Raw genomic sequence first — 19,915 nt, 5'->3', positions numbered from 1 at the left:
TCAACAAAAACCTTCTACTTACGGTACATGTAACCTTATATCAACCTCTAAAAGAAACACAAATCTCACAGTAAATCTCACGAAGTATCGAAACTCTTTATGTTACAATAACGTATAAATAATTTTACATACTAAATTTAAAACTTAAGGGGTATTTTATGTTACAGACAATTCGTGCAAAACTTATTGCACTCTTTATCATCATACTTATAGGAATACTTTGTTTGGGATATTTGCTCATCGCCAATACTTCAAATGCTGAACTTGCCGTCAAAAAAGTTCAAGTGATTGAAAAAATTACGCGCGATACGGCTGAACTTTTAATGCACTCACGCGGTTATCAAATTACATTTGTACCAATGTTCATGGAAAAATCCATCGAAGCAGAAAGAACCCTTGCAAAACATCTAATTGAATTGCAACCTTTATTAAGCACCGAACGGGAAAATGCTCTTTTTAAAGAGATTAAAACAGGCGTTGATGCCTTTGCCGAATCGACACTTCCTCGTTTTGAACTTCTTACCAAATACAAAAAAGCAACCGATACTCCAGAGTTTTTAGCCACCAATGATGGTAAAAAATTTACGGAACTTACCAATAAAGGTCGAGATGGTTTTATCATTATCGCTAAAAAAGGCGATGAGCTCTCTAAAGCGATCGAAGAAGAAGCAAAAGCCTCTTTAGCACATGCACGTCAACTTGGTATTCTTCTCTCATTAGTTGTTTTAGTTGTTACCAATCTCTTTTTCTGGTATGTTGCTTCTCATATTAAAAAATCCTTACAACTTGCAACCAAAGAGTGTGAATATATAGGCTCTACAAAAGATTTAACACACTCCATTGCAACCGAGGGAAATGATGAAATCTCAGCTGTAATGCAAACAGTCAATGCCTTGCTTGCTCAGCTTCGCACCGCCATTGACGATGCAAAACGTACCGCTATGGAAAATGCAGCCGTTGCAGAAGAGCTCTCTTCCACTTCTATGGAAATTGGCAAACGTACCGAAGAAACAGCGCATGAAGTGGATGAAGCGGTTAAAACAACACATAGCGTAACAACCATCTTACATAACAGTGAAGACACAGCAACTCAAGCGGGTAATGTTATGCAAAGTGTCTCCAACGAGCTCAATACCGCATCAAAAGAAGTACTCTCCGTCTCTTCTGACTTACAAGGTATCGTTATCAATCAAACAGACCTCTCTTCTCGCCTTGAGCATCTCGACCAAGAGGTGGCACAAGTCCAACAAGTCTTATCGGTCATCAGTGATATTGCAGAACAAACCAATCTTTTAGCACTTAACGCTGCCATTGAAGCGGCACGCGCGGGTGAACATGGACGAGGATTCGCCGTCGTTGCCGATGAAGTACGAAAACTCGCTGAACGTACCCAAAAAAGCCTTGTGGAGAGTAACGCTACCGTTGCTGTCATCACCCAATCGGTTGCGACGGCTTCAGAGATTATGAAAAAAAGTGCCCATGATTTACAAGCATTGGGTCACAGAGCTGATACCACCCAAGGTTTAATGCTACAAACCGTTGACAATATGAAAGAAACAGCATCCATAGCTAAATCAGCAGCGAAAGATGCACAAGAAGGAAGTCATCAAGCAGTTGTTATGAGAGAGCGTATCGACACCATTTTTCAACTCTCTTCAACGAATGCACGCAGTGTGCAAGAGATCGCTTCAGCTGCAGAGCATCTCTCTAAACTCTCTTCAAATCTTAATCACTCGCTTTCAATTTTTAAAACGCTCTAACCATCAATGCCTCAAACATGAGGCATTGACTCTTTTATGCTAAAATACCCTCTTAAATTTTATTGCTCTAAGGAGTTCTTATGAGCCAACGCATGCCAAGCCTTTTTATAGGGCATGGCTCTCCCATGAACTTGATCTTGGAAAACAGTTTCACAGAAGCATTGGAAGCGCTCTCCAAAGAGCTTCCAACACCTAAAGCCATTCTTGTCATCTCAGCACACTGGTACACCAACCAAACCGCTGTGAGCATGAGCTCAGGCATTGCGTACGAAACGTTGTATGATTTTTACGGTTTCCCTCCAGCATTGTACGAACTCAGCTATAAATCACCTAGCAACAATACGCTTTCCAAGCGCATAGCAACACTTTTGGATGCGCCCTTGGTGGAACGGGGCTTAGACCATGGTGCGTGGATGCCTCTTTTGTACCTCTTTCCAAAAGCTAGCATTCCTGTTATCCAACTGAGCATTAATAAGAACCTTCCACTCTCTTTACATGTAAAGATAGGTGAGCAACTGCAAGTGCTCAGAGAAGAAGGAATTATGATTATTGGAAGTGGAAACCTAACGCATAATTTAGGGCTTGTTGATTTTTACAACATCAATGCGCCTGCTGTAGAATGGGCTAAAAATGTCGATAGCTTTATTGATAAAGCCTTTACATGTAATGACATCGAAAGCCTTATTCGAATCGAAGAGCAATGCCCTGATTTTAAAACAGCGCATCCTTCCATCGATCACTATTTACCCTTACTTTACATTGCAGGGACGAGACATGAAAACGATACACTCAAAACCCTCACACCGTTTTTTCAAAATGCCTCTTTAAGTATGAAAGGGTTTATGTACACGTCATAAGATATAGGTGAATTTACTCTCCATTGCTTATTGTCATCTTTGGGCAAAGAATGGAGAGTAACGCTCTTTTTTACGCAGCCCCTTTAATGTATCTTGTTTTTTTTGCCTCTTTGATTTTAGTAATATCCACTAAAATAAAGCTATCCACACAATTGGCGAACTCTTTGTCGATGTTAAAATCTAAAAAGCAGATGCCACCCTCTTCGCACAGCTCTGTGTACTGTTTGTAAAGTGTTGGCACGCTTAGATCCATATGGGAGAGTTGCTCTTTGAGAGTGGCGAAATCCTCTTTATAGTCATTGCCTTTAAAAAATGCCTGCGCTTCTTCACGTTCAACCCTACTCATAAAAAAGCCATTGCGCGCACTCACCAGTGTTTTGGGTGAGGTGAAATAAAGCGAGTAAAAGGTGATAATAAGATTTTTAGCAATCTTCGGGTAAACATCACTGAGACTCACAGGTCCGTACATGTAGCGGATATGGGGATTATTAAACAGATATGCCCCAATGCCCTGCCAGAGGTAATCCAGCGCCCTCGTTCCCCAGTAACGCGGTTGAACAAAGCTACGTCCTAGCTCGATGGAGTTGTGCAAGTACGGCTCAAACTCAGGGGTAAATTCAAAAAGTGTTTGCGAATAAAATCCATCCACCCCAAAATATTCACTGATGTAATTGGCCTCACCAATGCGGTACGCGCCCACGACTTCCAGCTCTTCATCATCCCAAAGGACAATGTGTTTATAGTGCTTATCAAACGCATCCACATCACGTTTTCCACCCGTACCCTCTTCCACTTTACGAAACGTGAATTCTCGCAGACGTCCGATCTCTTTCATCAAAATGGAACCGCTTTCGTACTCATACAGATAGATCTTTTTACCATCACTTGTCTGCCCCAAAAGCGTCGATTTTTTAAGCTCAGCCCTTATCGCTTTGCGCTCCTCAGGATGAGCAATCGCCGTTTGCGTCGCAAAGATACCTTTTTTGCCTTTACTAATCTTATAGAGATGTTTTTTCAAAAGGTTGATAAGCGTTGTATCGCCCAGATCACTTTTTTGAAGCGTCTTATAGGTAATCATCTCACCGATTTTAAAACTAATGACTTTGGAGCGTTTTTTGAACATCTCACTGGCCAGTAAAAACGTAGAAAGCTTTTTGTTAATCATCGAGAGCGTGTAAAAGAGCGGTGAATTTTTAGCATCAATGAAGACCGGTAAAATGGGCGAGTTACTCTTTTGAGCAAATTTTAAAAACCCTTTTTTCCACTTCGCATCTTTGATGCCTGTAGGATGGGCGCGGGAGACTTCACCTGAGGGAAAGACGATGAGTGCTTCATCATTTTCCAAAGCATCATACACCTTTTTGATCGACTCCTTCGCCGTTGATCCTGTCAGATTATCGATAGGGATGAGAAGATTGTTTAGAGGCTCTATCTGCATCAAAACATCGTTGGCAAGTACTTTAACATCACTGCGTATCTCTTTGATGAGCGAGATAAGAGCCAGGGCGTCAAGCGCACCCAAAGGGTGATTGGCGATGATGATGATACGCCCAGAGGAAGGGATATTGGCTTTGTCTTTATTGGAAACCGTATAGCCAAAATTGAAATACTCTAACACCGCTTCAACAAAATCAAAACCACGGTACGCCTCACCGTGAACCATAAAATCGTTGATCTCATCTTGGTGCAGTAATTTTTTGAGCAGATAAACAACGAAATTTCTCACCATACTTGGATAATAAACAATACTCGGATACTTAAGGCTTAACGTTTTTTCCACATCTACCATTGTAAACTCCTTGGTAATTTTGGCTTGATTATAAAAGGAGCTGATTACGATGTGGTAACGCTCGGGGTATTTTTATGTTACCATATTGTAATGAATTCAAACTACAATGATGTCAAAATATTGTAAGGAAAACGTATGCTTCAAAAATATGAAGAGAGCCTCATCGAAATCAAAAAAATGCTTTTGGGGCTCGGATCTGAGATTATCATGGCGAGTGAAAAAGCACTCAGTGGTATGGAGAGTTTAGATGTAACACGCTTTGAATCTGCTCGTACACTGCTTAAAAATATTGAGGCTCAGGCCAACGCCATTGACAATGAAATCGTTGTAACACTTGCTCTTTTTGGTCCTGAAGCAAAAGACCTTCGTAAAATGGTTGCGTATCTCAAAATTACCAATGAGCTTGTCAAAATTGCTGAAAATATCCGTAGCTTTTCCAAACGTATGGTCGGTCATCTTCAAGGTGATGTTCCTTTCGTTTCGTTGCATGAGTACTCTTCTCATCTTTGTAGAACATCGGTTCAAGCTGTTAAATTGGCAATTGGGACGATTGATATAGGCGATAAAGAGACGCTTGAAGATACGTACCGTAAAGTCAAAGTAGAAGAGAGTAAAAGCGATGATCTCTACACGATCTTGGAAAAAAATATCTTAAGTGACCTTACTAAAACCATTGATCAATCGGCTGATTTTATTCAAATCCTAAGTACCATGCGTAAATTAGAGCGTATGGCAGATCGCAGTGTGAACATCGTCCAACTGATGATTTTTTCACGTGTTGGCGGAGAGATGAAGACTTATTAGGACGCAAATGAAACAGACTATTTTAATCATTGAAGATGAAGAAGACCTACTGGAACTCTTAGAGTACCACCTTCAAAAAGAGGGGTATGAGACACTGGGGTTTTTAAACACCAAAAATGTCGAAAAGTGTCTTCAAGAAGAGCCAATCGATCTTCTCATCGTTGACCGTAATTTACCAGGTATTGAAGGAAGTGAATTTGTTGAGGCTTTGCGTAAAAAAGGGTTTACACAAGCTGTTATTTTTGTAACCGCCAAAGACAGCGATACGCATATTGAAGAGGGGTTTTTAAGAGGCTGTGATGACTATGTCACGAAACCTTACAATATGAAAGAGCTTTTACTGCGCATTAAAGCCATTCTCTCTCGCACATCGCCTGTGAGTAAAAGTATGCTCTCTTACCGCGATCTTTCACTTGACCTTGAAGCCCACCGCTTGTCCGTCAACGCCAAAGAGGTAGAACTGACAAAATTAGAGTTTGATCTTCTGCGCACAATGATCGAAAATAAAAACGCGGTCTTAAGCCGTGAATTTTTACTCGAACATGTCTGGAAAAATGATGAGTTTTTCCAAGACAAAACCGTCAATGTTGCCATCAACCGCCTCAAACAAAAGATAGATCCCACCAAAGAGAAAGAGTACATCAAGTCCATCTGGGGAGTAGGATACAGCTTATGCTAATGCTTCATCAGCACATTACACGAGCTTTACTAACGCTTTTTTTATCCACCTTGATACTCTCAGGCATTGTCAGTTACTTTACCATTAAAAATGACAATATTGAGCGCTATGAGCATGAACTTGAATCGCACATCAAGATCATCAAATACCAACTTCCGCAAATTACCAATCTTGAAGAGTTTGCCAAAATGGTAAAAGAAAACGCCCATATGCGTTTTACACTCATTGACCAAAACGGCAATGTACTCGTTGACAGTGATAAAGAACATGAAGCGATGGACAACCATGCGCATCGAGAAGAGATCATCAAAGCACACAAAAGCGAATTTGGTCACTCTATACGCTACTCCGATTCGGTTAAAAGTAATTTCTTGTATGTTGCACACCGCTTTAAACAAGGTGATGAAACCTTTTTTATTCGCTTAGCGTCCAATATTGACACGGTGATGCACAGTTTTTATGAGCTTTGGATCAAATTAACCATCGTCTTTTTTCTCAGCATCATCATAGGGCTTTATGGCGCGTATGTGCTAAGCCAAAAAATTCGCCGAGAGATCGATAAAATCATCGAAAACCTCCAACAAATCGCCGATAAAGATTACAAAATAAGCCTCGCTTCCCACTTTAGTTTAGAGTTTTTAGAGATTGCCAACTACCTTAAAAAATTAGCAGCAAAATTGGAAAAACGCGCGAAACAAAAACGCAAGTACACCGCGAAAATTAAGCTGATTAGCCAACAAAGAAGCGATGTTATCTCTGCCATTAGCCACGAATTTAAAAACCCTATTGCTTCCATTATGGGTTATGCGCAAACGCTTTTGGATGACCCCAATGCTAATGCGCAAATCAAAGAGCGTTTTTTAGGAAAAATCGTTCAAAATGCTCAAAAAATCTCTGGCATGATCGACCGATTAGCCCTCACCACAAAGTTTGAAAATGGTGACTTTAACACACAAAACAGCACATTTGATATTGCGAAATTGACCCAAGATCTAGCTCAAGGTTTTCGTGAAAAGCACCCAAATCGCACCATCACGTGTAAGCTTCCAAGCAACATGAGCGTTACAGCAGATCGTACGATGATGGAAATCGTCATCTCCAACCTCATCGACAATGCGCTTAAATACTCCGAAGACGCCATCACCGTTACGTTTGAAAATGAAGCTTTACATGTAAAAGACAGTGGCGTGGGAATTAAAGAAGAAGAAATTGAAAAAGTGACCCAAAAATTCTACCGCTCAAACTCGCATTCATGGGATAATTCGATGGGTTTAGGACTAGCCCTTGTCAATTACATCCTCAAACTGCACAACACTACTTTAGAGATACAAAGTAGCTTAGGCGTAGGATCTGATTTTTCGTTTAAATTACCTTCAAACTGATTTGTTATAAGATAAACCCTTAAATTTTGCTACTTTTGCCAAAGTTTCTGCCTCGAAAGAGGCAAGCTTTAGCGCCCCAGTGGCTAACGTAGTTTTTTGGGCTTTGCCTAAAAAGCGTATAAAATGATAAAGGCTTTACATGTACAATATGGGTGAACCGCGCATAAAAATTGTCGCTATGCCAAAAGACACCAACCCTTCTGGCAATATCTTCGGTGGATGGATCATGTCGCAAATCGACATTGCAGGAAGTCTTGCCACACGCGATCTTAATGTTGGACGTGTCGTAACCGTTGCTGTAAATTCTATGGAATTTCGTGAAGCAGTCAAAGTGGGCGATGTACTCAGTTGCTACGCTAAGATCATCAAAGTGGGCAAAAGCTCCATCACCACACAAATCGAAGTCAATGCAGAACGCTCTGTAGAAGGAACTCACCGCTGTTTACATGTAACCAGTGCGGTGATTACCTACGTTAACATCTCACCTGATGGTAAAAAAGCAGCAATTCCTTATACTGAGAATGAGCTCATAACATTAGAGATTGAAAAAAAAGAGTAAGCTAAACACATGGGGAGAGAACAAACTGATTCAGAGGTTCTCTCATCCCATTAATGCCTCGATCATGCCTCTAAAAAAAGCTTCTTCTCAAGCTCTGTGTCTTTACATGTAAAGATCAATCAACAATAAAAAGCTTCGCGCCACTTGGCGTATAAGAGCGGTGTGCCATCGTATCATCCGCTACTTCATAACTCATGCCAGCTTTAAGCAAATGCACTTCACCGTTTTCAAGCTCGGTGTAAAGTTCACCCTCTAAACACAAAAGGATATGCCCTTTTTGGCACCAATGATCGGCTTTATAGCCTGCGGTGTACTCAACCATGCGCACACGAATGTTGCCACATTGTTTCGTTCGCCAAAAAGCACTGCCACTTTCACCTTTGTGCTCTACTTTTTCAATACGCTCCCAATCGGTTGTGCCAAAAGGAATGTTGGTCATGTTCATTTACAAACTCTTGTACACCCATACTTTGCAGAATAAACCTCACCAAAGGCATGCATAGAAGCAAGGACTTTTTCAAGCTCTCTACCCATGGGGCTGAGTGCATACTCCACACGTGGAGGCACTTCAGCAAATACAGTTCGCTCAATGATATGATCCGCTTCTAACTCTTTGAGCTTTTGCGTCACTGTTTTTTGTGTCACTTGGGAAAAAGCTTCACAAATGTCTTTAAACCTTTTTTGACCACTAAGCAATATGTAAACAATAAAGATTTTACTTTTGTCGTTAATGATGTCCAATGTCAATGCTACAGGGCATTGCAACTCTTTTACGTCTGTTGTTGTCATAGTTATCACCTCTTATTTTTGTATTATATCATAATCACCATTTTTGTTCTTTGCTTACTTTTTTTTCTATAATAAACTTTAAGTTACTAAGCGGTATATTTTTCTAAATTATTTAAGGAAAGACCCTATGAAAAAAACACTGATTATCTTAGCACACCCCAATATTGCTGAATCTAAAGTCAATAAAGCACTACTTGAAAGTATCAAAAACGAAGCGAACATCACCGTACATGATCTGTATGCGACTTACAAAACCGTTGAAGCCATTGACGTTGCTAAAGAGCAAGCACTCTTAGTCCAATTTGATCGTATCATTTTTCAATTCCCCCTCTACTGGTACAGCGCACCTGCTATTTTAAAAGAGTGGCAAGACAAAGTGTTAGGTTATGGTTTCGCGTATGGACCAGAGGGAAGTAAACTTGCGGGAAAAGAGAGCAAAATCATCGTGAGTACAGGTTCACCTGAGTATGCGTACCAATCAGGTGCATACAACAACTTTACGCTCAGTGAGTACCTCAGACCACTTCAATCAACGATTGTGTTTACGGGAATGGAGTTTAAAGGAATTTTTGCAGCCTATGGTGCGATGAAATTGACAGATGAAGCGCTTAAAAAAGACATTAACACGTATCAAAAAATTCTTAACTGCGAAGACTGGAGTACATCTCTTTTTAAATTTTTAGCAGAGTAATCATGCAAAGGGAATTTTCCCTTTGCTACGCTTCTTCTTTAGGTAAAACAAGTGTCACAACAAGTCCACCTCGTTCATTGACAGCACTGATGGAGCCTTGCATACTCTGCTCAACAATCTGCTTAGAGATGTAAAGTCCTGTCCCGCTTCCACCCATCGCCTCTTTGGTCGTAAAAAATGGATCAAAGATAGACGCTACATGCGCCTCATCCACACCACCGCCATTATCAGAGACTTCAATGATGATGTAGTGTTCTTGTTCATACGCTTTTAGGCTAATAGTCCCGTTTTGAATCTCTCTTTGGATGATCGCATCTTTAGCATTATTAATCAAAACCAAAAGCACATGGGAAAGCTCTTTTTTAAAGCCATTTATTTCAATCTCAATAGGACAATCCACTTGAAAAGCAATGTTTTTATTAGCGATGCCACCATCAGTGATTTTGATACACTCTTCCATTGACTTGCGAAGCGAAAAGCGTACTTTTTCAGTATCTGGTTTGAAAAAATCTTTGAAATCATCAATGGTAGAAGACATGTTTTGAATAAGTTCGCGAAGCTTACAAATCTCATCTTCAAGCATCTGCGGTGTCAATTTTTCCCGTTTACTGTCCAAATAAATCTTACTGATAACCACACTGATGGTATTGAGTGGTTGTCGCCACTGATGCGCTATGTTGTTAAGCATCTCCCCAAGGGCTGTAAGTTTGGCTTGTTGAAAAAGCATTCTGTCTTTAAGTCTACTATTTTCAACCTCTTCATGCACTTTTGCTTCTAAGTTTTTATTGAGCTCTTCAAGCTCATTTTTAGTATCAAACGATTCACATAGTGCTGTCGCAATTGCTCCGTACTCGTTTTCGTTGAGTAAATACTTTCGTAAAGGCTCTTTGCTTTTATGCTCAAGTGCATTGGTAATGTCACGTAGTGGGAAAGAGATGAATTTTGTAATTAAAAGCGCAAAAACAAGCATCAGAAGGAAGGTATTGAGGAAGGAGAGTTGGATATCCTTTGTGCCGTAATTATCCAAAACTTCATTCATCTTGTTATGGAAATGCAAATACAGTGTACCGACTTTTTCACCTTGAATCCCCAGAAATGGAATTTCATGCATAATCGAATAATTATTTTGGCCCGTCTTAAAGGCACTCAACTGCACCTCTGCAATGCCAAAACGACTAAGCTCCTCTAAAAAAGGTTCATCCCAATGCTTGGCGATAATCACAAACCCTTTTGACAAAGAGTCTGCACTCACATTTTCGTCAATGCGGTGAATAGGAGCTACGTAAAACTCAACGATATTTTGAGGTGTTTTAGCAAAGAAGTGTAGCAGTTCACTATTTGCGCTATCAAGAAGTTCGAGAGGAAACAGTATAGAGATGTTTTCTAAAAAAGATTTGTCAACTTCGGAGAAAAGAACTTTTTTTGAAGCGTCTAAGATGTAAAAACCGTTAATGCCAAACTGTATGGTGCTACCTTTGAGGTTGTCATCTGCCCATTGGAGCTCTTTTGTTTCCGTAAAATGAGCAAGATCATTCCATGCAGCATAGTCCATTGTCTGTTTTTTGAAAGGATCAGACTTTAACGCCAACAGTTGTTTAAAGCCTTGCACCATCTCGTCGGCATTTCGCTCTGCCATAGCATTAACATCTTCGCGTTCGTCCGACCAGTTGACAAACTCAAAGCCGATAGAGACTAAAAACGCTAACATCGTTAAGATCAAAAAAGAGGACTTAATGCTCATGGTAGCTCTCCTTATTACGATGCAAGTATGACTTACGCATCTTTACATGTAAAAATTTTAAATCTGTTTTTCGTAAGCTTCCCAACCCTGTTTTCGCAAGACACACGCTGGGCATTCGCCACAACCGTATCCCCATGTATGTTTATGTTGATGATCTCCATTATAGCACGTATGCGACTCATTAATGACCAGCTCCAAAACGCCCTCTTGCTTGGAGAGTTCAAAGGTTTCAGCCTTGGTTAAATGCATGAGTGGATAGTGAAATGTGATGTTCGCTTCGCTGCCAAGATTGAGTGCAAGCTCCAAGGCTTTCACAAACGGCTCCCTGCAATCAGGATACCCCGAATAATCCGTCTGATTGACCCCAATGATAATGTGTTCAATCCCTTGCTTTTGAGCAAACGCATGTGCAAGGGTAAAAAAGATCGCGTTACGATTAGGAACAAAAGAGGCTGGAAGGTTAGTATGGGTTCTGTGATGTGCACCAATATCTTGCGTACTATCGATCAATGCTGAGTCATTGAGCTGAGAAAAAGCATCAAGACTAAGCAATGTATTTTTTACATGTAAAGCTTCGGCGATCTTCCCCGCTTGTGCAATTTCAACGCGATGTTTTTGCCCATAATCAAACGTAATACTCTCCACATAATCAAAACGGTTTTTCGCCCAACCAAGACAGGTAGTGCTGTCTTGTCCACCACTAAAAACAACCAATGCGCGCTTCATTACTCTACTCCTAAAAACTTGTGCAACTGCACACTTAAGATAAATTGAGGATGTGCTTTGACAAACTCGATGCAATAATTTAGATTCTCTTGATTGGGACGATCCATCTCGTTTTGAGGCTGAATAAAAATAGGCTTATAGCTTTTAAAGTCGAGTATTTTCTCAACAGGAGACGTTTTCCCCACAACAAATTTAATCTCATCATACCCATTTTTTTCAATTTTATCCCAATTTTTTGGGCTATAGGTCACCCAGTTTGCATTGACAATATTGGAAAAATTATATCCATTGGTTTCAACAGCTACAGAGTACATATGGGCTTGTAAAAATTCGATAAATCCATTTAGATTGTAAAGGGTAGGCTCGCCACCGGTAATGATAACATGCATGGAAGGGTATTTTTTAATGCGCTCGATCACTTCATTAAAACTAAGGCTTTCATACTCAGCCTTGTGCAACACTTCATCGCAAAACGCACAGGTAAGATTGCACCCATACAGGCGAATAAAGATGGAGGGAACACCCACTTGAGTGCCTTCCCCTTGAATAGAATAAAATATTTCGACGACTTTTAACATAACGCTCTTTCATTGATTTAATAGTTATATCATAATATATTTACTCTAAAATCCACGTCAAAAATTTTCTTTATATCTCTTTTTAGGTATCATTAAAGACTTCAAAAAAGGTTATATATAAATGATTTGGCAAATAAGTAAAGAGTTCGATTTTTGTTATGGACACCGTGTTTGGTCGCAAGAACTAGACGCTGAGTTCTCACTGAATGGCTGTTTAGCGTGTCGCCACCTGCATGGTCACCAAGGCAAAATTATCGTTTTTTTACAAAGCAATGAGCTTAAAAATGGCATGGTCACCGACTTTCATCATCTCAACTGGTTCAAACTCTTTTTAGACACCACGTTAGACCATAAATTTATCATCGATATTCACGATCCACTTTTTGAAACACTCCTGCCACATTTTGCAGACAAACAAAACCTCATTGAAAATGAAGCAGGCTATAAAATTCCTGATCTTAATACTATCACCGATCAACCAAGCCATCTTATAGAGATGTATGAGGGCTACATCATCGTTGATTTCGTGCCAACCAGTGAAAATATCTCAACATGGTTACTGGGCATCATTGCGAAAAAGATGAGTCGTTTGGGAGTGGAAGTGTCACACGTAGAGTTTTTAGAAACACCAAAAAGCAGAAGTATCGTTTACAATAAAAAGTAGGGGAAACCCTACTTTTTACGCCTTTGGATAGGCTTTCTCTAGTTTTTTATAAAGTGCCTCTACCGTTGGAGCAGACTCACCTTGAAGGAGTGAGAGCATCACTTCGTTATCTTCTTTACCATTCCATACTTTGATGTAATGTCCCTCTTTGTACCCATGATCTTGACGGAATTGATTGAGAACATTTTTCGCCACATAGAATTTATACAATACTTTTAGATTGATGCCACATTTGCGTGAGAGTGTAAAATACTCACATAAAAGTCCATCGTAAAGGTCTATCTCAAAGCCTGTTGTGTCATGGATGATGCTCTCAATGTCATTGATAAGCTCCATCGGATCAGCAGATCCCGCGGATAATGGCTCTTTCGTAAACGCTTCAAAACCTTGCACATCCAGCACATCTAAAACAAGTTTTTCGATGTCACCTTTGCCATTGGTTTTATAATCTTCTAACAATAAACTCATAATAAAATGCCAGATATCGACGATCTCAACCGTGACATTGTCCCAGTCGGTAGGCTTATTAATATTTTTCCAATGTTTCCAACTAAAACTATCAATGAGCTCCGCGCACTCCATGTAAATACATCGTTTCCAGTTAATCATGCGGTTGTTTTTTGTGTACCCATTTTCCCAGCCGATGCCATTGGTTTCATCGTTCAGCTTTTGCTGAAGGGAGAACATTTGGGTTAAATAATCTTTGCTTGTCATTCTATTCCTTTAATCACGTATCACCTTTAAAAGGACTTGATTATACTTTGTTGTGCCATAAAAGTCAAAATGGACTCACTCCCTTGAGCGTATCCTAGCTCAAAACATGCCTTTAATTGCCCAAAAGTAAACAATCCAAAATCATTCAAAGCAGGATCACTGATACACAGATCACTCTGTTCTATCTGCCGCTTGGAAGAAGCCAAAATGGAGAGATAAATCGCCCGCTCAATACTAGAGGAATTTTTCCCTTTTGATTTTACATGTAAAGGAAAAAGGTTCACACTTACCACTGGATAGGGAAGCTTCAAAAGTGGTTCTACGGGTAAATTGTCCATAAATCCCCCATCAATAAGCGTATAATTTTCATATGTGATGGGGCGAAAAATAGGGATGAGCGCAGCGCTTGCGATGGCAAGTTTTATCGTCTCACCCTTACTAAAACGCACGATTTCACCACTGGGGAGATCAACACATGTCACAAACGTTGGAATGAGCATCTGCTCTAAGCGAGAAATGGGTGCTATCTCTTTTAAGATTGTCGCCTTTTCATTGATGCGCAGTAATCCTCTTCGGAAATAGTTGAATTGAAACACTTTACGAAATGCTTTGCTTTGAAAAATACGAATCATATCAAAAGCACTCACACCTGAACCCACACCTGCGGCAATGACGGCCCCAATGCTGGTGCCTGAAACAGCGGCTATATCCACATTATTTCGCTCAAGTGCAGCAATAACTCCTAAATGAAAAGCGCCCCTAGCGGCTCCGCCTGAAAGAGCGAGTGAAATTTTCAATGTCCCAGCCATCGTATAATCCTAAATTCACCCTCTAAGGTTTCCACGATTGCCGTACAGGACTCAACCCAATCGCCACAGTTAAGGTACTTAATGCCTTCAATATCGCGAATTTCCGCCTTATGAATATGCCCGCAAATCACGCCATCGTAATGGTTCCGTTTGGCATGTTCACTTAAGATGTGTTCAAAATCGGTGATAAACGAGATAGAGCTTTTGACATTGTCCTTAACATACTTGGAGAGCGACCAATGGCTGTGGTAACGAAGCTTTTTGCGAAACCAACCAATGACGTGGTTGACATTGAGCAAAAGATCGTATCCTATATCTCCCAAAATCGCGAGCCACCGTTTCGTCATCGTAATACTGTCAAAAAAATCGCCGTGTGTAATGAAAAAATGCTCGTTGTTAAGGCTCTTATACTCTACCTCATCGACGACTTTGATGTGATCACCTAAACCTAAAGGCAAAAAAGAGCGCAAAAAATCGTCGTGATTGCCGGTGATGTAGTAAACATTTGTGCCTTTTCGAGCTTTCCTGAGCACTTTTTGAATCACATCCGTGTGTGACTGTGCCCATTTGATCTTGCGCTTAATCGCCCAACCATCAATAACATCACCGACTAAATAGAGGTTTTCAGAGTGTGTAAATTTTAAAAATTCCAAAAGTTCCTCCGCTTGGGAGAAACGTGTTCCCAAGTGAAGGTCGGAGATAAAGATGGAGCGAAAAATGATCGGGTCTTCATCCCCTGAAAATTGGTATTTGGTCATTTGTGTTTGTCCACGTCCCCAAAAATATCATCGGCAAAGTGCGAGAATTTACCACGCACCGACTTGTCTAACTCAATCGCAAAAAGCGAAATGTGTGTTTGCGCTTTTTTGGTCTGTTTTAACAGTGATGTTAAACCGTTGTTGAAGCGGTTAAGGTACATATTATCGATCTGTCTGTTGGAACCAATCACGATGGCTTTACAGTTATTATCCAGACGCGATAAAATAAGCTGTGTCGTATTATTTGAGCTGTTTTGCCACTCATCTAAAATCACAATGGCATTTGAGAGTGTTCGACCTCTCGCTTCACCCGGCCAGAGCTTTTCGATGTTATACTTGGTGATGAGCTCTTGTACTTTTTTCTCAATCGCCACTTGCGGCTCTTGGGAGTTGTCTCGTTTTTTGATGCGCTTTTTGGCGATAAATTCAAGCGTATCATAGAGCGCCATATTGTAAATTCTAAACTTCTCATCGTTGCCTGAGAGGTAGCCGATATCCGCACCTTTGTCAACGCTTTCGATGGAGTTGCGCACATAAACGATCTTTTCGTAACTGCCTTTACTCACCAACCTCATCGCCGCAACAAACGCCATCAAGGTTTTACCGCTACCCGCACGTGCATCGATGACGTGAATGTCGTACATATTGGAAAGAAGCGCTTTCATAAAAAACTTTTGTTTGAGGTTGATGGGCTTAATTTCCAAGCCTCTAAAGTCAAGCTCTTCATTGAGCATGTGAATGATACCACCAGGAGAGATAATGGCATGTTCAGAGTTGCCATCTCCACTGACAAATTCATAGCAGTAGTTGCCGCTTTTGTACTCTGGGTCATACTCCATAATCAGCTTTTTATCGAGTGTATTGAAAAGTGCTGAGTCGATGGGAAGCTGTTTGACAAACTCAAACTCTGGAACATCGCTTCTATCTTCACGCAAGGATTCAACGGTGACATTGTAGAAAAGTCCAAACATACGCGCATAGACATCTAAGGAGAGAAAAATAACTTTGTAATCAGGATAGTACGTTTGCGCGCCTGAAGCGACTTCAAGAATGCGTTTATCGTTGGATTCGTTGATAAATTGAGAGTCTATATCTGAGTTGTAAACAGTTTTGGAGAAGAGATGAATCGCAATGTCTTCTTCATACTGCATCTTCACCACACGAAATGGCTCTTGAATGTCCACTTCGATGACTTTACACGTTGCCAACATTCTGGCAAAACTCCTCGCTTGGTAGCCAAGTTCCGTAAAGTTCTTTTTAAAATCTTCCAGCTCAATGAGCACCGTTTCTGGGATCACAATGATGTTGTTTCCGCCATCACACAACTCTTTAATAAAATTGGTATTGTGCAAGATAATGTTGGTATCGAGCACATAAACTTTGTTGACTGACATCTGACTCCCTTTCATGCGATAATTCTATGCAAACATTATATCAACTTGGTAACAAAAGAGGTGTCTTTTTATTGAGCATTTTCTTTTACATGTAAGCCAGTCAGAACGTTTCAGAATTCGAGCAAACCCAATATGTTATAATTGAATCTTATATCTAAGAGCTTCTCTTAGAGACAAGGAGGTTAACTATGGATCGTTCGACGAAAATCTATCTACTCTCACTGCTCCTTTTTGGCGGTGGTATTTTTTTAGTTATAGACTATGGCAATTCCCTTTATGTGGGCACGCAGTTCATTTCAAAATCCGTTTCCGTTGGAAGTTTTTGGGATAATTTACGAACAACCTTTACCACACAACTGTCGCATCCACTCGCTCTTTTGCTGGTGCAGATCATCGTCATTATGGCGGCAGCTCGTACCTTTGGTATTTTCATTTCTAAGTTTTCTCAGCCACCCGTTATCGGTGAAATTTTTGCGGGAGTACTGCTTGGACCATCTCTTTTAGGGCTTGTTTTCCCAGAGTTTTCTGCACTGCTTTTTCCTAAAAGTTCGTTTCAAAACCTACACTTCTTAAGTCAAATCGGTCTGCTCCTCTTTATGTTTGTTGTAGGTATGGAGCTTGATTTTGACAAACTCAAACAGCAGAGTAAAGCTTCTGTTGTCATTAGCCACATAAGCATCATCTTTCCCTTCTTTTTGGGTACGATTCTTGCCTATGTCATCTACCCATCTTTTTCTTCTGAAACGGTGACCTTTACAGCGTTTGCACTCTTTATTGGTATTGCGATGAGCATTACCGCCTTTCCTGTGCTTGCACGTATCCTAAAAGATCGTAACCTCACTAAAACTTCGTATGGTGCGATGGCGCTCACGTGTGCTGCTGCGGATGATGCAACAGCATGGTACATCTTAGCGATTGTTATTTCCGTTTCGACTTCAACCAATCTTTTGATGTCTGTGCTGATGCTCATCCCTATTGTCATCTACATTACGGTGATGCTGTTTGTCATCAAACCTTTTTTACGAAGCCTTGGCACACAAATGCATGAAACACTGGATATGAAAATTACTACCATTGTTTTAGTGGTACTTCTTGCAAGTTCATTGGTCACAGAATTACTGGGTATCCATGCCCTTTTTGGCGCCTTTATGGCAGGTGTTATGATGCCCTCTTCCAGTGAGAGTGAAATCAAAGAGCGCATTGCACCTCGTTTGGAATATGTGAGTTTACTGGTACTCTTACCACTTTTCTTTGCCCTTACAGGACTTCGTACACAGATCAATTTGCTTGAATCCCAACACTGGATCGTATGTCTAGCAATCATTGTCGTAGCCGTTGTCGGAAAGTTTATCGGCAGTGCCGTTGCCAGTCGTTTTATGGGGATTTCATGGAAAGATTCACTCGCCATTGGTGCCCTTATGAACACCAGAGGTTTGATGGAATTGGTTGTTTTAAATATCGGTTATGAACTGGGGATTTTATCACCTATCTTATTTACCATGTTCGTCATTATGGCACTGGTGACCACGTTTATGACAGGCCCTCTTTTATACCTCATCGACTTAGGATTTAAAAAGCATTAATCTTTACATGTAAAGACTCCTTCTCTTCCACCAAAGATCGGTGCCTAAGCTGATCTTTGGTACCATTCTCTTTTGTAACACTCATTACACTTTACGATTTTAGGAATACTTTAAATGCAATATTCTCACGAAAAAAGATGGGCAGGTCTTGGCGCACTTTGCGTTGCCATGTCCATCATCACACTGGACAATACTGTCCTTGATGTCGCCCTCCCCTCCATCTCAACCGATTTAAAAGCTACGATGAGTGAACTTCAATGGATTGTCGATATTTACATTCTCTTTTTTGCCTCTATTTTAATTACCATTGGAGCTTTAGGTGATCATTATGGGCGAAAATTATTTCTTAAAATTGGCATTGTCCTCTTTAGTCTTGCTTCGCTGGGAGCTGGGCTTTCAACTTCTACCACAGAGCTTATTTTTTATCGTAGTTTGAGCGGTTTTGGTGCTGCCTTTATTATGCCTTCCACGCTCTCCATCATTACACATATGTTTACAGACTCTACTGAGCGAATGAAAGCCATCGGTCTTTGGTCACTCATCTTTGGACTCAGCCAAGGGCTAGGACCCTTAATAGGCGGTTTCATCATCGAATACACCTCATGGAACTGGGTCTTTTTTATCAACTTGCCTATTGGACTCATTGCCTTTGTTTATGCGTCATGGATACTCCCTGAATCGCACAACAAAAGTGCCAAAGCAGATCTAGTCGGTATGCTATTTTCCATACTCTTTTTATTCTCCCTAACGTATGGCATTATCGAAGCAGGTGTTAAAAGTTGGACTGATTTCGATGTTAGAGTAAGCCTTATCATTGGATTTGTATTTTGTGGTATTTTTATACTGTGGGAGAGACGATGCTCCTACGCGATGATTCCTTTTGAGCTTTTTGAAAAGCGCACTTTTACGATCCCATCTTTTGCCATTGCGTTGATTGTCTTTGGAATGGTCGGTTCCATGTTTTTCTTCTCGCAGCTTTTCCAAACCGTCGAAGGGTACAGCGCTTTAGAGGCTGGTTTGTTGCTCACACCTATGACACTGGGCGTGATGATTGGCTCACAGTTGGCACCGCATGTTGTCAAGCACTATGGCACGCATCTGAGCATTGGTGGTGGGATTATTATCTCTGCTTTGGGTATGGCAGTGTTTGTGTTTACAATTGATGTGCATATGGCGCTTTGGGCAATTCTTAGCGGATTTTTGATTCAAGGTTTGGGCATGGGATTATCGATGCCACCTTCTACTGATTCTATTATGGGTTCTATTCCCAAAGTAAAAGCTGGGGTGGGAAGTGCGCTCAATGATACGACCATTGAACTCTCAGCCGCGATGAGCATTGCCATTTTGGGAAGCTACGTCAACCGCATTTATCTCTCACACATCAAAGAGATGGACGTGGAAAGTTCACTTGCCGTGGCACTTAAAACCTCCATCCAATCCGCCCACAGTGCTATCGCTTCCCTAAGCGACGCGACTTTGCAACAAAAGCTCCTAGACGTCGTGGATAAAGCCTTTATTGATGGCGTTTATCACACGATGATTTTAGGATGCCTGATCTCTGTAATGAGTGGCGTTTTAGCGATTTGGCTCCTCCCTAAAACGATTAAAAGCGAAGCGCATTAACTCTTTACATGTAAA

At 40.7% G+C, this 19,915-nt stretch carries 20 protein-coding genes; 10 read left to right on the top strand and 10 right to left on the bottom strand.

Going from position 1 to position 19,915, the window contains the following annotated elements; translation table 11 throughout:
* The first annotated feature begins 158 nt into the window (after positions 1-158).
* Positions 159-1,760: a methyl-accepting chemotaxis protein gene (locus SAR02S_RS10290; protein ID WP_041959341.1), complete on the top strand. Its 1,602-nt coding sequence runs from the start codon at positions 159-161 to the stop codon at positions 1,758-1,760.
* Between the two features lie 80 nt (positions 1,761-1,840).
* Positions 1,841-2,617, top strand: a complete 777-nt coding sequence (locus tag SAR02S_RS10285; protein WP_052433601.1) for a dioxygenase family protein — start codon at positions 1,841-1,843, stop codon at positions 2,615-2,617.
* Between the two features lie 70 nt (positions 2,618-2,687).
* Here SAR02S_RS10285 and olsF read toward each other — a convergent pair whose 3' ends face one another.
* Entirely contained in the window at positions 2,688-4,406 is a 1,719-nt protein-coding gene (olsF, locus tag SAR02S_RS10280) for a bifunctional ornithine lipid synthase OlsF (RefSeq protein WP_041959340.1), read from the bottom strand.
* Between the two features lie 135 nt (positions 4,407-4,541).
* Here olsF and SAR02S_RS10275 point away from each other — a divergent pair, with 135 nt between their 5' ends.
* The 4 genes from SAR02S_RS10275 (at position 4,542) to SAR02S_RS10260 (ending at position 7,830) form a co-directional block, all read left to right on the top strand.
* The gene (locus SAR02S_RS10275) at positions 4,542-5,210 is read left to right on the top strand and encodes a phosphate signaling complex PhoU family protein (protein WP_041959338.1); all 669 of its coding nucleotides are present in this window, start codon (positions 4,542-4,544) and stop codon (positions 5,208-5,210) included.
* A 7-nt stretch (positions 5,211-5,217) separates the two neighbouring features.
* Positions 5,218-5,889 carry a response regulator transcription factor gene (locus SAR02S_RS10270; RefSeq protein ID WP_041959337.1) on the top strand — a complete coding sequence of 224 codons (672 nt, stop codon included), beginning with the start codon at positions 5,218-5,220 and terminating at the stop codon, positions 5,887-5,889.
* Entirely contained in the window at positions 5,883-7,271 is a 1,389-nt protein-coding gene (locus SAR02S_RS10265; protein WP_041959336.1) for an ATP-binding protein, read from the top strand. Before SAR02S_RS10270 ends, SAR02S_RS10265 begins: the two co-directional genes overlap by 7 nt.
* Before the next feature lie 139 nt (positions 7,272-7,410).
* Entirely contained in the window at positions 7,411-7,830 is a 420-nt protein-coding gene (locus SAR02S_RS10260; protein ID WP_041959335.1) for an acyl-CoA thioesterase, read from the top strand.
* 115 nt (positions 7,831-7,945) lie between these two features.
* Here the strand turns inward: SAR02S_RS10260 and SAR02S_RS10255 are convergent, their stop codons facing one another.
* Both SAR02S_RS10255 and SAR02S_RS10250 read right to left on the bottom strand, forming a co-directional pair.
* Positions 7,946-8,275: a DHCW motif cupin fold protein gene (locus SAR02S_RS10255; protein WP_041959334.1), complete on the bottom strand. Its 330-nt coding sequence runs from the start codon at positions 8,273-8,275 to the stop codon at positions 7,946-7,948.
* Positions 8,272-8,619, bottom strand: coding sequence for a winged helix-turn-helix transcriptional regulator (locus SAR02S_RS10250; protein ID WP_041959332.1), 348 nt, complete (start codon positions 8,617-8,619; stop codon positions 8,272-8,274). The genes SAR02S_RS10255 and SAR02S_RS10250 overlap by 4 nt, the downstream gene beginning before the upstream one ends.
* Before the next feature lie 127 nt (positions 8,620-8,746).
* Between SAR02S_RS10250 and SAR02S_RS10245 the strand changes: the two genes are divergently transcribed.
* Positions 8,747-9,310 carry an NAD(P)H-dependent oxidoreductase gene (locus SAR02S_RS10245; RefSeq protein WP_041959331.1) on the top strand — a complete coding sequence of 188 codons (564 nt, stop codon included), beginning with the start codon at positions 8,747-8,749 and terminating at the stop codon, positions 9,308-9,310.
* Between the two features lie 25 nt (positions 9,311-9,335).
* Here the strand turns inward: SAR02S_RS10245 and SAR02S_RS10240 are convergent, their stop codons facing one another.
* The 3 genes from SAR02S_RS10240 to SAR02S_RS10230 are packed head-to-tail and all read right to left on the bottom strand — an operon-like array spanning position 9,336 to position 12,355.
* Positions 9,336-11,051, bottom strand: a complete 1,716-nt coding sequence (locus tag SAR02S_RS10240) for a sensor histidine kinase (RefSeq protein WP_041959329.1) — start codon at positions 11,049-11,051, stop codon at positions 9,336-9,338.
* A gap of 57 nt (positions 11,052-11,108) precedes the next feature.
* Positions 11,109-11,777: a 7-cyano-7-deazaguanine synthase QueC gene (queC, locus tag SAR02S_RS10235; RefSeq protein WP_041959328.1), complete on the bottom strand. Its 669-nt coding sequence runs from the start codon at positions 11,775-11,777 to the stop codon at positions 11,109-11,111.
* Positions 11,777-12,355, bottom strand: a complete 579-nt coding sequence (locus tag SAR02S_RS10230) for a 7-carboxy-7-deazaguanine synthase QueE (RefSeq protein ID WP_041959326.1) — start codon at positions 12,353-12,355, stop codon at positions 11,777-11,779. The genes queC and SAR02S_RS10230 overlap by 1 nt, the downstream gene beginning before the upstream one ends.
* 121 nt (positions 12,356-12,476) lie before the next feature.
* Here SAR02S_RS10230 and SAR02S_RS10225 point away from each other — a divergent pair, with 121 nt between their 5' ends.
* Positions 12,477-13,019: a 6-carboxytetrahydropterin synthase gene (locus SAR02S_RS10225; RefSeq protein WP_041959324.1), complete on the top strand. Its 543-nt coding sequence runs from the start codon at positions 12,477-12,479 to the stop codon at positions 13,017-13,019.
* Between the two features lie 15 nt (positions 13,020-13,034).
* Here SAR02S_RS10225 and dut read toward each other — a convergent pair whose 3' ends face one another.
* From dut to SAR02S_RS10205, 4 genes are read right to left on the bottom strand one after another with little or no spacing between them, the layout of a single operon-like run.
* Entirely contained in the window at positions 13,035-13,733 is a 699-nt protein-coding gene (gene dut / locus SAR02S_RS10220) for a dUTPase (protein ID WP_041959322.1), read from the bottom strand.
* Positions 13,734-13,759: 26 nt separating this feature from the next.
* Entirely contained in the window at positions 13,760-14,542 is a 783-nt protein-coding gene (locus tag SAR02S_RS10215) for a patatin-like phospholipase family protein (RefSeq protein WP_041959321.1), read from the bottom strand.
* Positions 14,527-15,300, bottom strand: a complete 774-nt coding sequence (locus SAR02S_RS10210; RefSeq protein ID WP_084218489.1) for a UDP-2,3-diacylglucosamine diphosphatase — start codon at positions 15,298-15,300, stop codon at positions 14,527-14,529. The genes SAR02S_RS10215 and SAR02S_RS10210 overlap by 16 nt, the downstream gene beginning before the upstream one ends.
* Positions 15,297-16,694, bottom strand: coding sequence for a PhoH family protein (locus tag SAR02S_RS10205; protein ID WP_041959319.1), 1,398 nt, complete (start codon positions 16,692-16,694; stop codon positions 15,297-15,299). Before SAR02S_RS10205 ends, SAR02S_RS10210 begins: the two co-directional genes overlap by 4 nt.
* Positions 16,695-16,882: 188 nt before the next feature.
* Between SAR02S_RS10205 and SAR02S_RS10200 the strand changes: the two genes are divergently transcribed.
* The gene (locus tag SAR02S_RS10200) at positions 16,883-18,277 is read left to right on the top strand and encodes a cation:proton antiporter (protein ID WP_052433600.1); all 1,395 of its coding nucleotides are present in this window, start codon (positions 16,883-16,885) and stop codon (positions 18,275-18,277) included.
* A gap of 114 nt (positions 18,278-18,391) precedes the next feature.
* Positions 18,392-19,900, top strand: a complete 1,509-nt coding sequence (locus SAR02S_RS10195) for an MFS transporter (RefSeq protein WP_041959318.1) — start codon at positions 18,392-18,394, stop codon at positions 19,898-19,900.
* Positions 19,901-19,915: the final 15 nt, after the last annotated feature.

It is taken from the genome of Sulfurospirillum arsenophilum NBRC 109478, assembly GCF_000813345.1.
Classification (GTDB): Bacteria; Campylobacterota; Campylobacteria; order Campylobacterales; family Sulfurospirillaceae; genus Sulfurospirillum; species Sulfurospirillum arsenophilum.
Note: the sequence above shows the minus strand (reverse complement) of the source record. Positions and strands in the feature narration are given on the sequence as shown.

Excerpts from the sequence above, each read along its gene's own strand:
- SAR02S_RS10255 (WP_041959334.1), bottom strand. The coding sequence starts at position 8,275 with ATGAACATGACCAACATTCCTTTTGGCACAACCGATTGGGAGCGTATT.
- dut (WP_041959322.1), bottom strand. The coding sequence starts at position 13,733 with ATGACAAGCAAAGATTATTTAACCCAAATGTTCTCCCTTCAGCAAAAG.
- SAR02S_RS10200 (WP_052433600.1), top strand. The coding sequence starts at position 16,883 with ATGGATCGTTCGACGAAAATCTATCTACTCTCACTGCTCCTTTTTGGC.
- SAR02S_RS10215 (WP_041959321.1), bottom strand. The coding sequence starts at position 14,542 with ATGGCTGGGACATTGAAAATTTCACTCGCTCTTTCAGGCGGAGCCGCT.
- SAR02S_RS10210 (WP_084218489.1), bottom strand. The coding sequence starts at position 15,300 with ATGACCAAATACCAATTTTCAGGGGATGAAGACCCGATCATTTTTCGC.
- SAR02S_RS10230 (WP_041959326.1), bottom strand. The coding sequence starts at position 12,355 with ATGTTAAAAGTCGTCGAAATATTTTATTCTATTCAAGGGGAAGGCACT.
- SAR02S_RS10225 (WP_041959324.1), top strand. The coding sequence starts at position 12,477 with ATGATTTGGCAAATAAGTAAAGAGTTCGATTTTTGTTATGGACACCGT.
- olsF (WP_041959340.1), bottom strand. The coding sequence starts at position 4,406 with ATGGTAGATGTGGAAAAAACGTTAAGCCTTAAGTATCCGAGTATTGTT.
- SAR02S_RS10240 (WP_041959329.1), bottom strand. The coding sequence starts at position 11,051 with ATGAGCATTAAGTCCTCTTTTTTGATCTTAACGATGTTAGCGTTTTTA.
- SAR02S_RS10290 (WP_041959341.1), top strand. The coding sequence starts at position 159 with ATGTTACAGACAATTCGTGCAAAACTTATTGCACTCTTTATCATCATA.
- SAR02S_RS10270 (WP_041959337.1), top strand. The coding sequence starts at position 5,218 with ATGAAACAGACTATTTTAATCATTGAAGATGAAGAAGACCTACTGGAA.
- SAR02S_RS10205 (WP_041959319.1), bottom strand. The coding sequence starts at position 16,694 with ATGTCAGTCAACAAAGTTTATGTGCTCGATACCAACATTATCTTGCAC.
- SAR02S_RS10250 (WP_041959332.1), bottom strand. The coding sequence starts at position 8,619 with ATGACAACAACAGACGTAAAAGAGTTGCAATGCCCTGTAGCATTGACA.
- SAR02S_RS10275 (WP_041959338.1), top strand. The coding sequence starts at position 4,542 with ATGCTTCAAAAATATGAAGAGAGCCTCATCGAAATCAAAAAAATGCTT.
- SAR02S_RS10195 (WP_041959318.1), top strand. The coding sequence starts at position 18,392 with ATGCAATATTCTCACGAAAAAAGATGGGCAGGTCTTGGCGCACTTTGC.
- SAR02S_RS10265 (WP_041959336.1), top strand. The coding sequence starts at position 5,883 with ATGCTAATGCTTCATCAGCACATTACACGAGCTTTACTAACGCTTTTT.
- SAR02S_RS10260 (WP_041959335.1), top strand. The coding sequence starts at position 7,411 with ATGTACAATATGGGTGAACCGCGCATAAAAATTGTCGCTATGCCAAAA.
- SAR02S_RS10245 (WP_041959331.1), top strand. The coding sequence starts at position 8,747 with ATGAAAAAAACACTGATTATCTTAGCACACCCCAATATTGCTGAATCT.
- queC (WP_041959328.1), bottom strand. The coding sequence starts at position 11,777 with ATGAAGCGCGCATTGGTTGTTTTTAGTGGTGGACAAGACAGCACTACC.
- SAR02S_RS10285 (WP_052433601.1), top strand. The coding sequence starts at position 1,841 with ATGAGCCAACGCATGCCAAGCCTTTTTATAGGGCATGGCTCTCCCATG.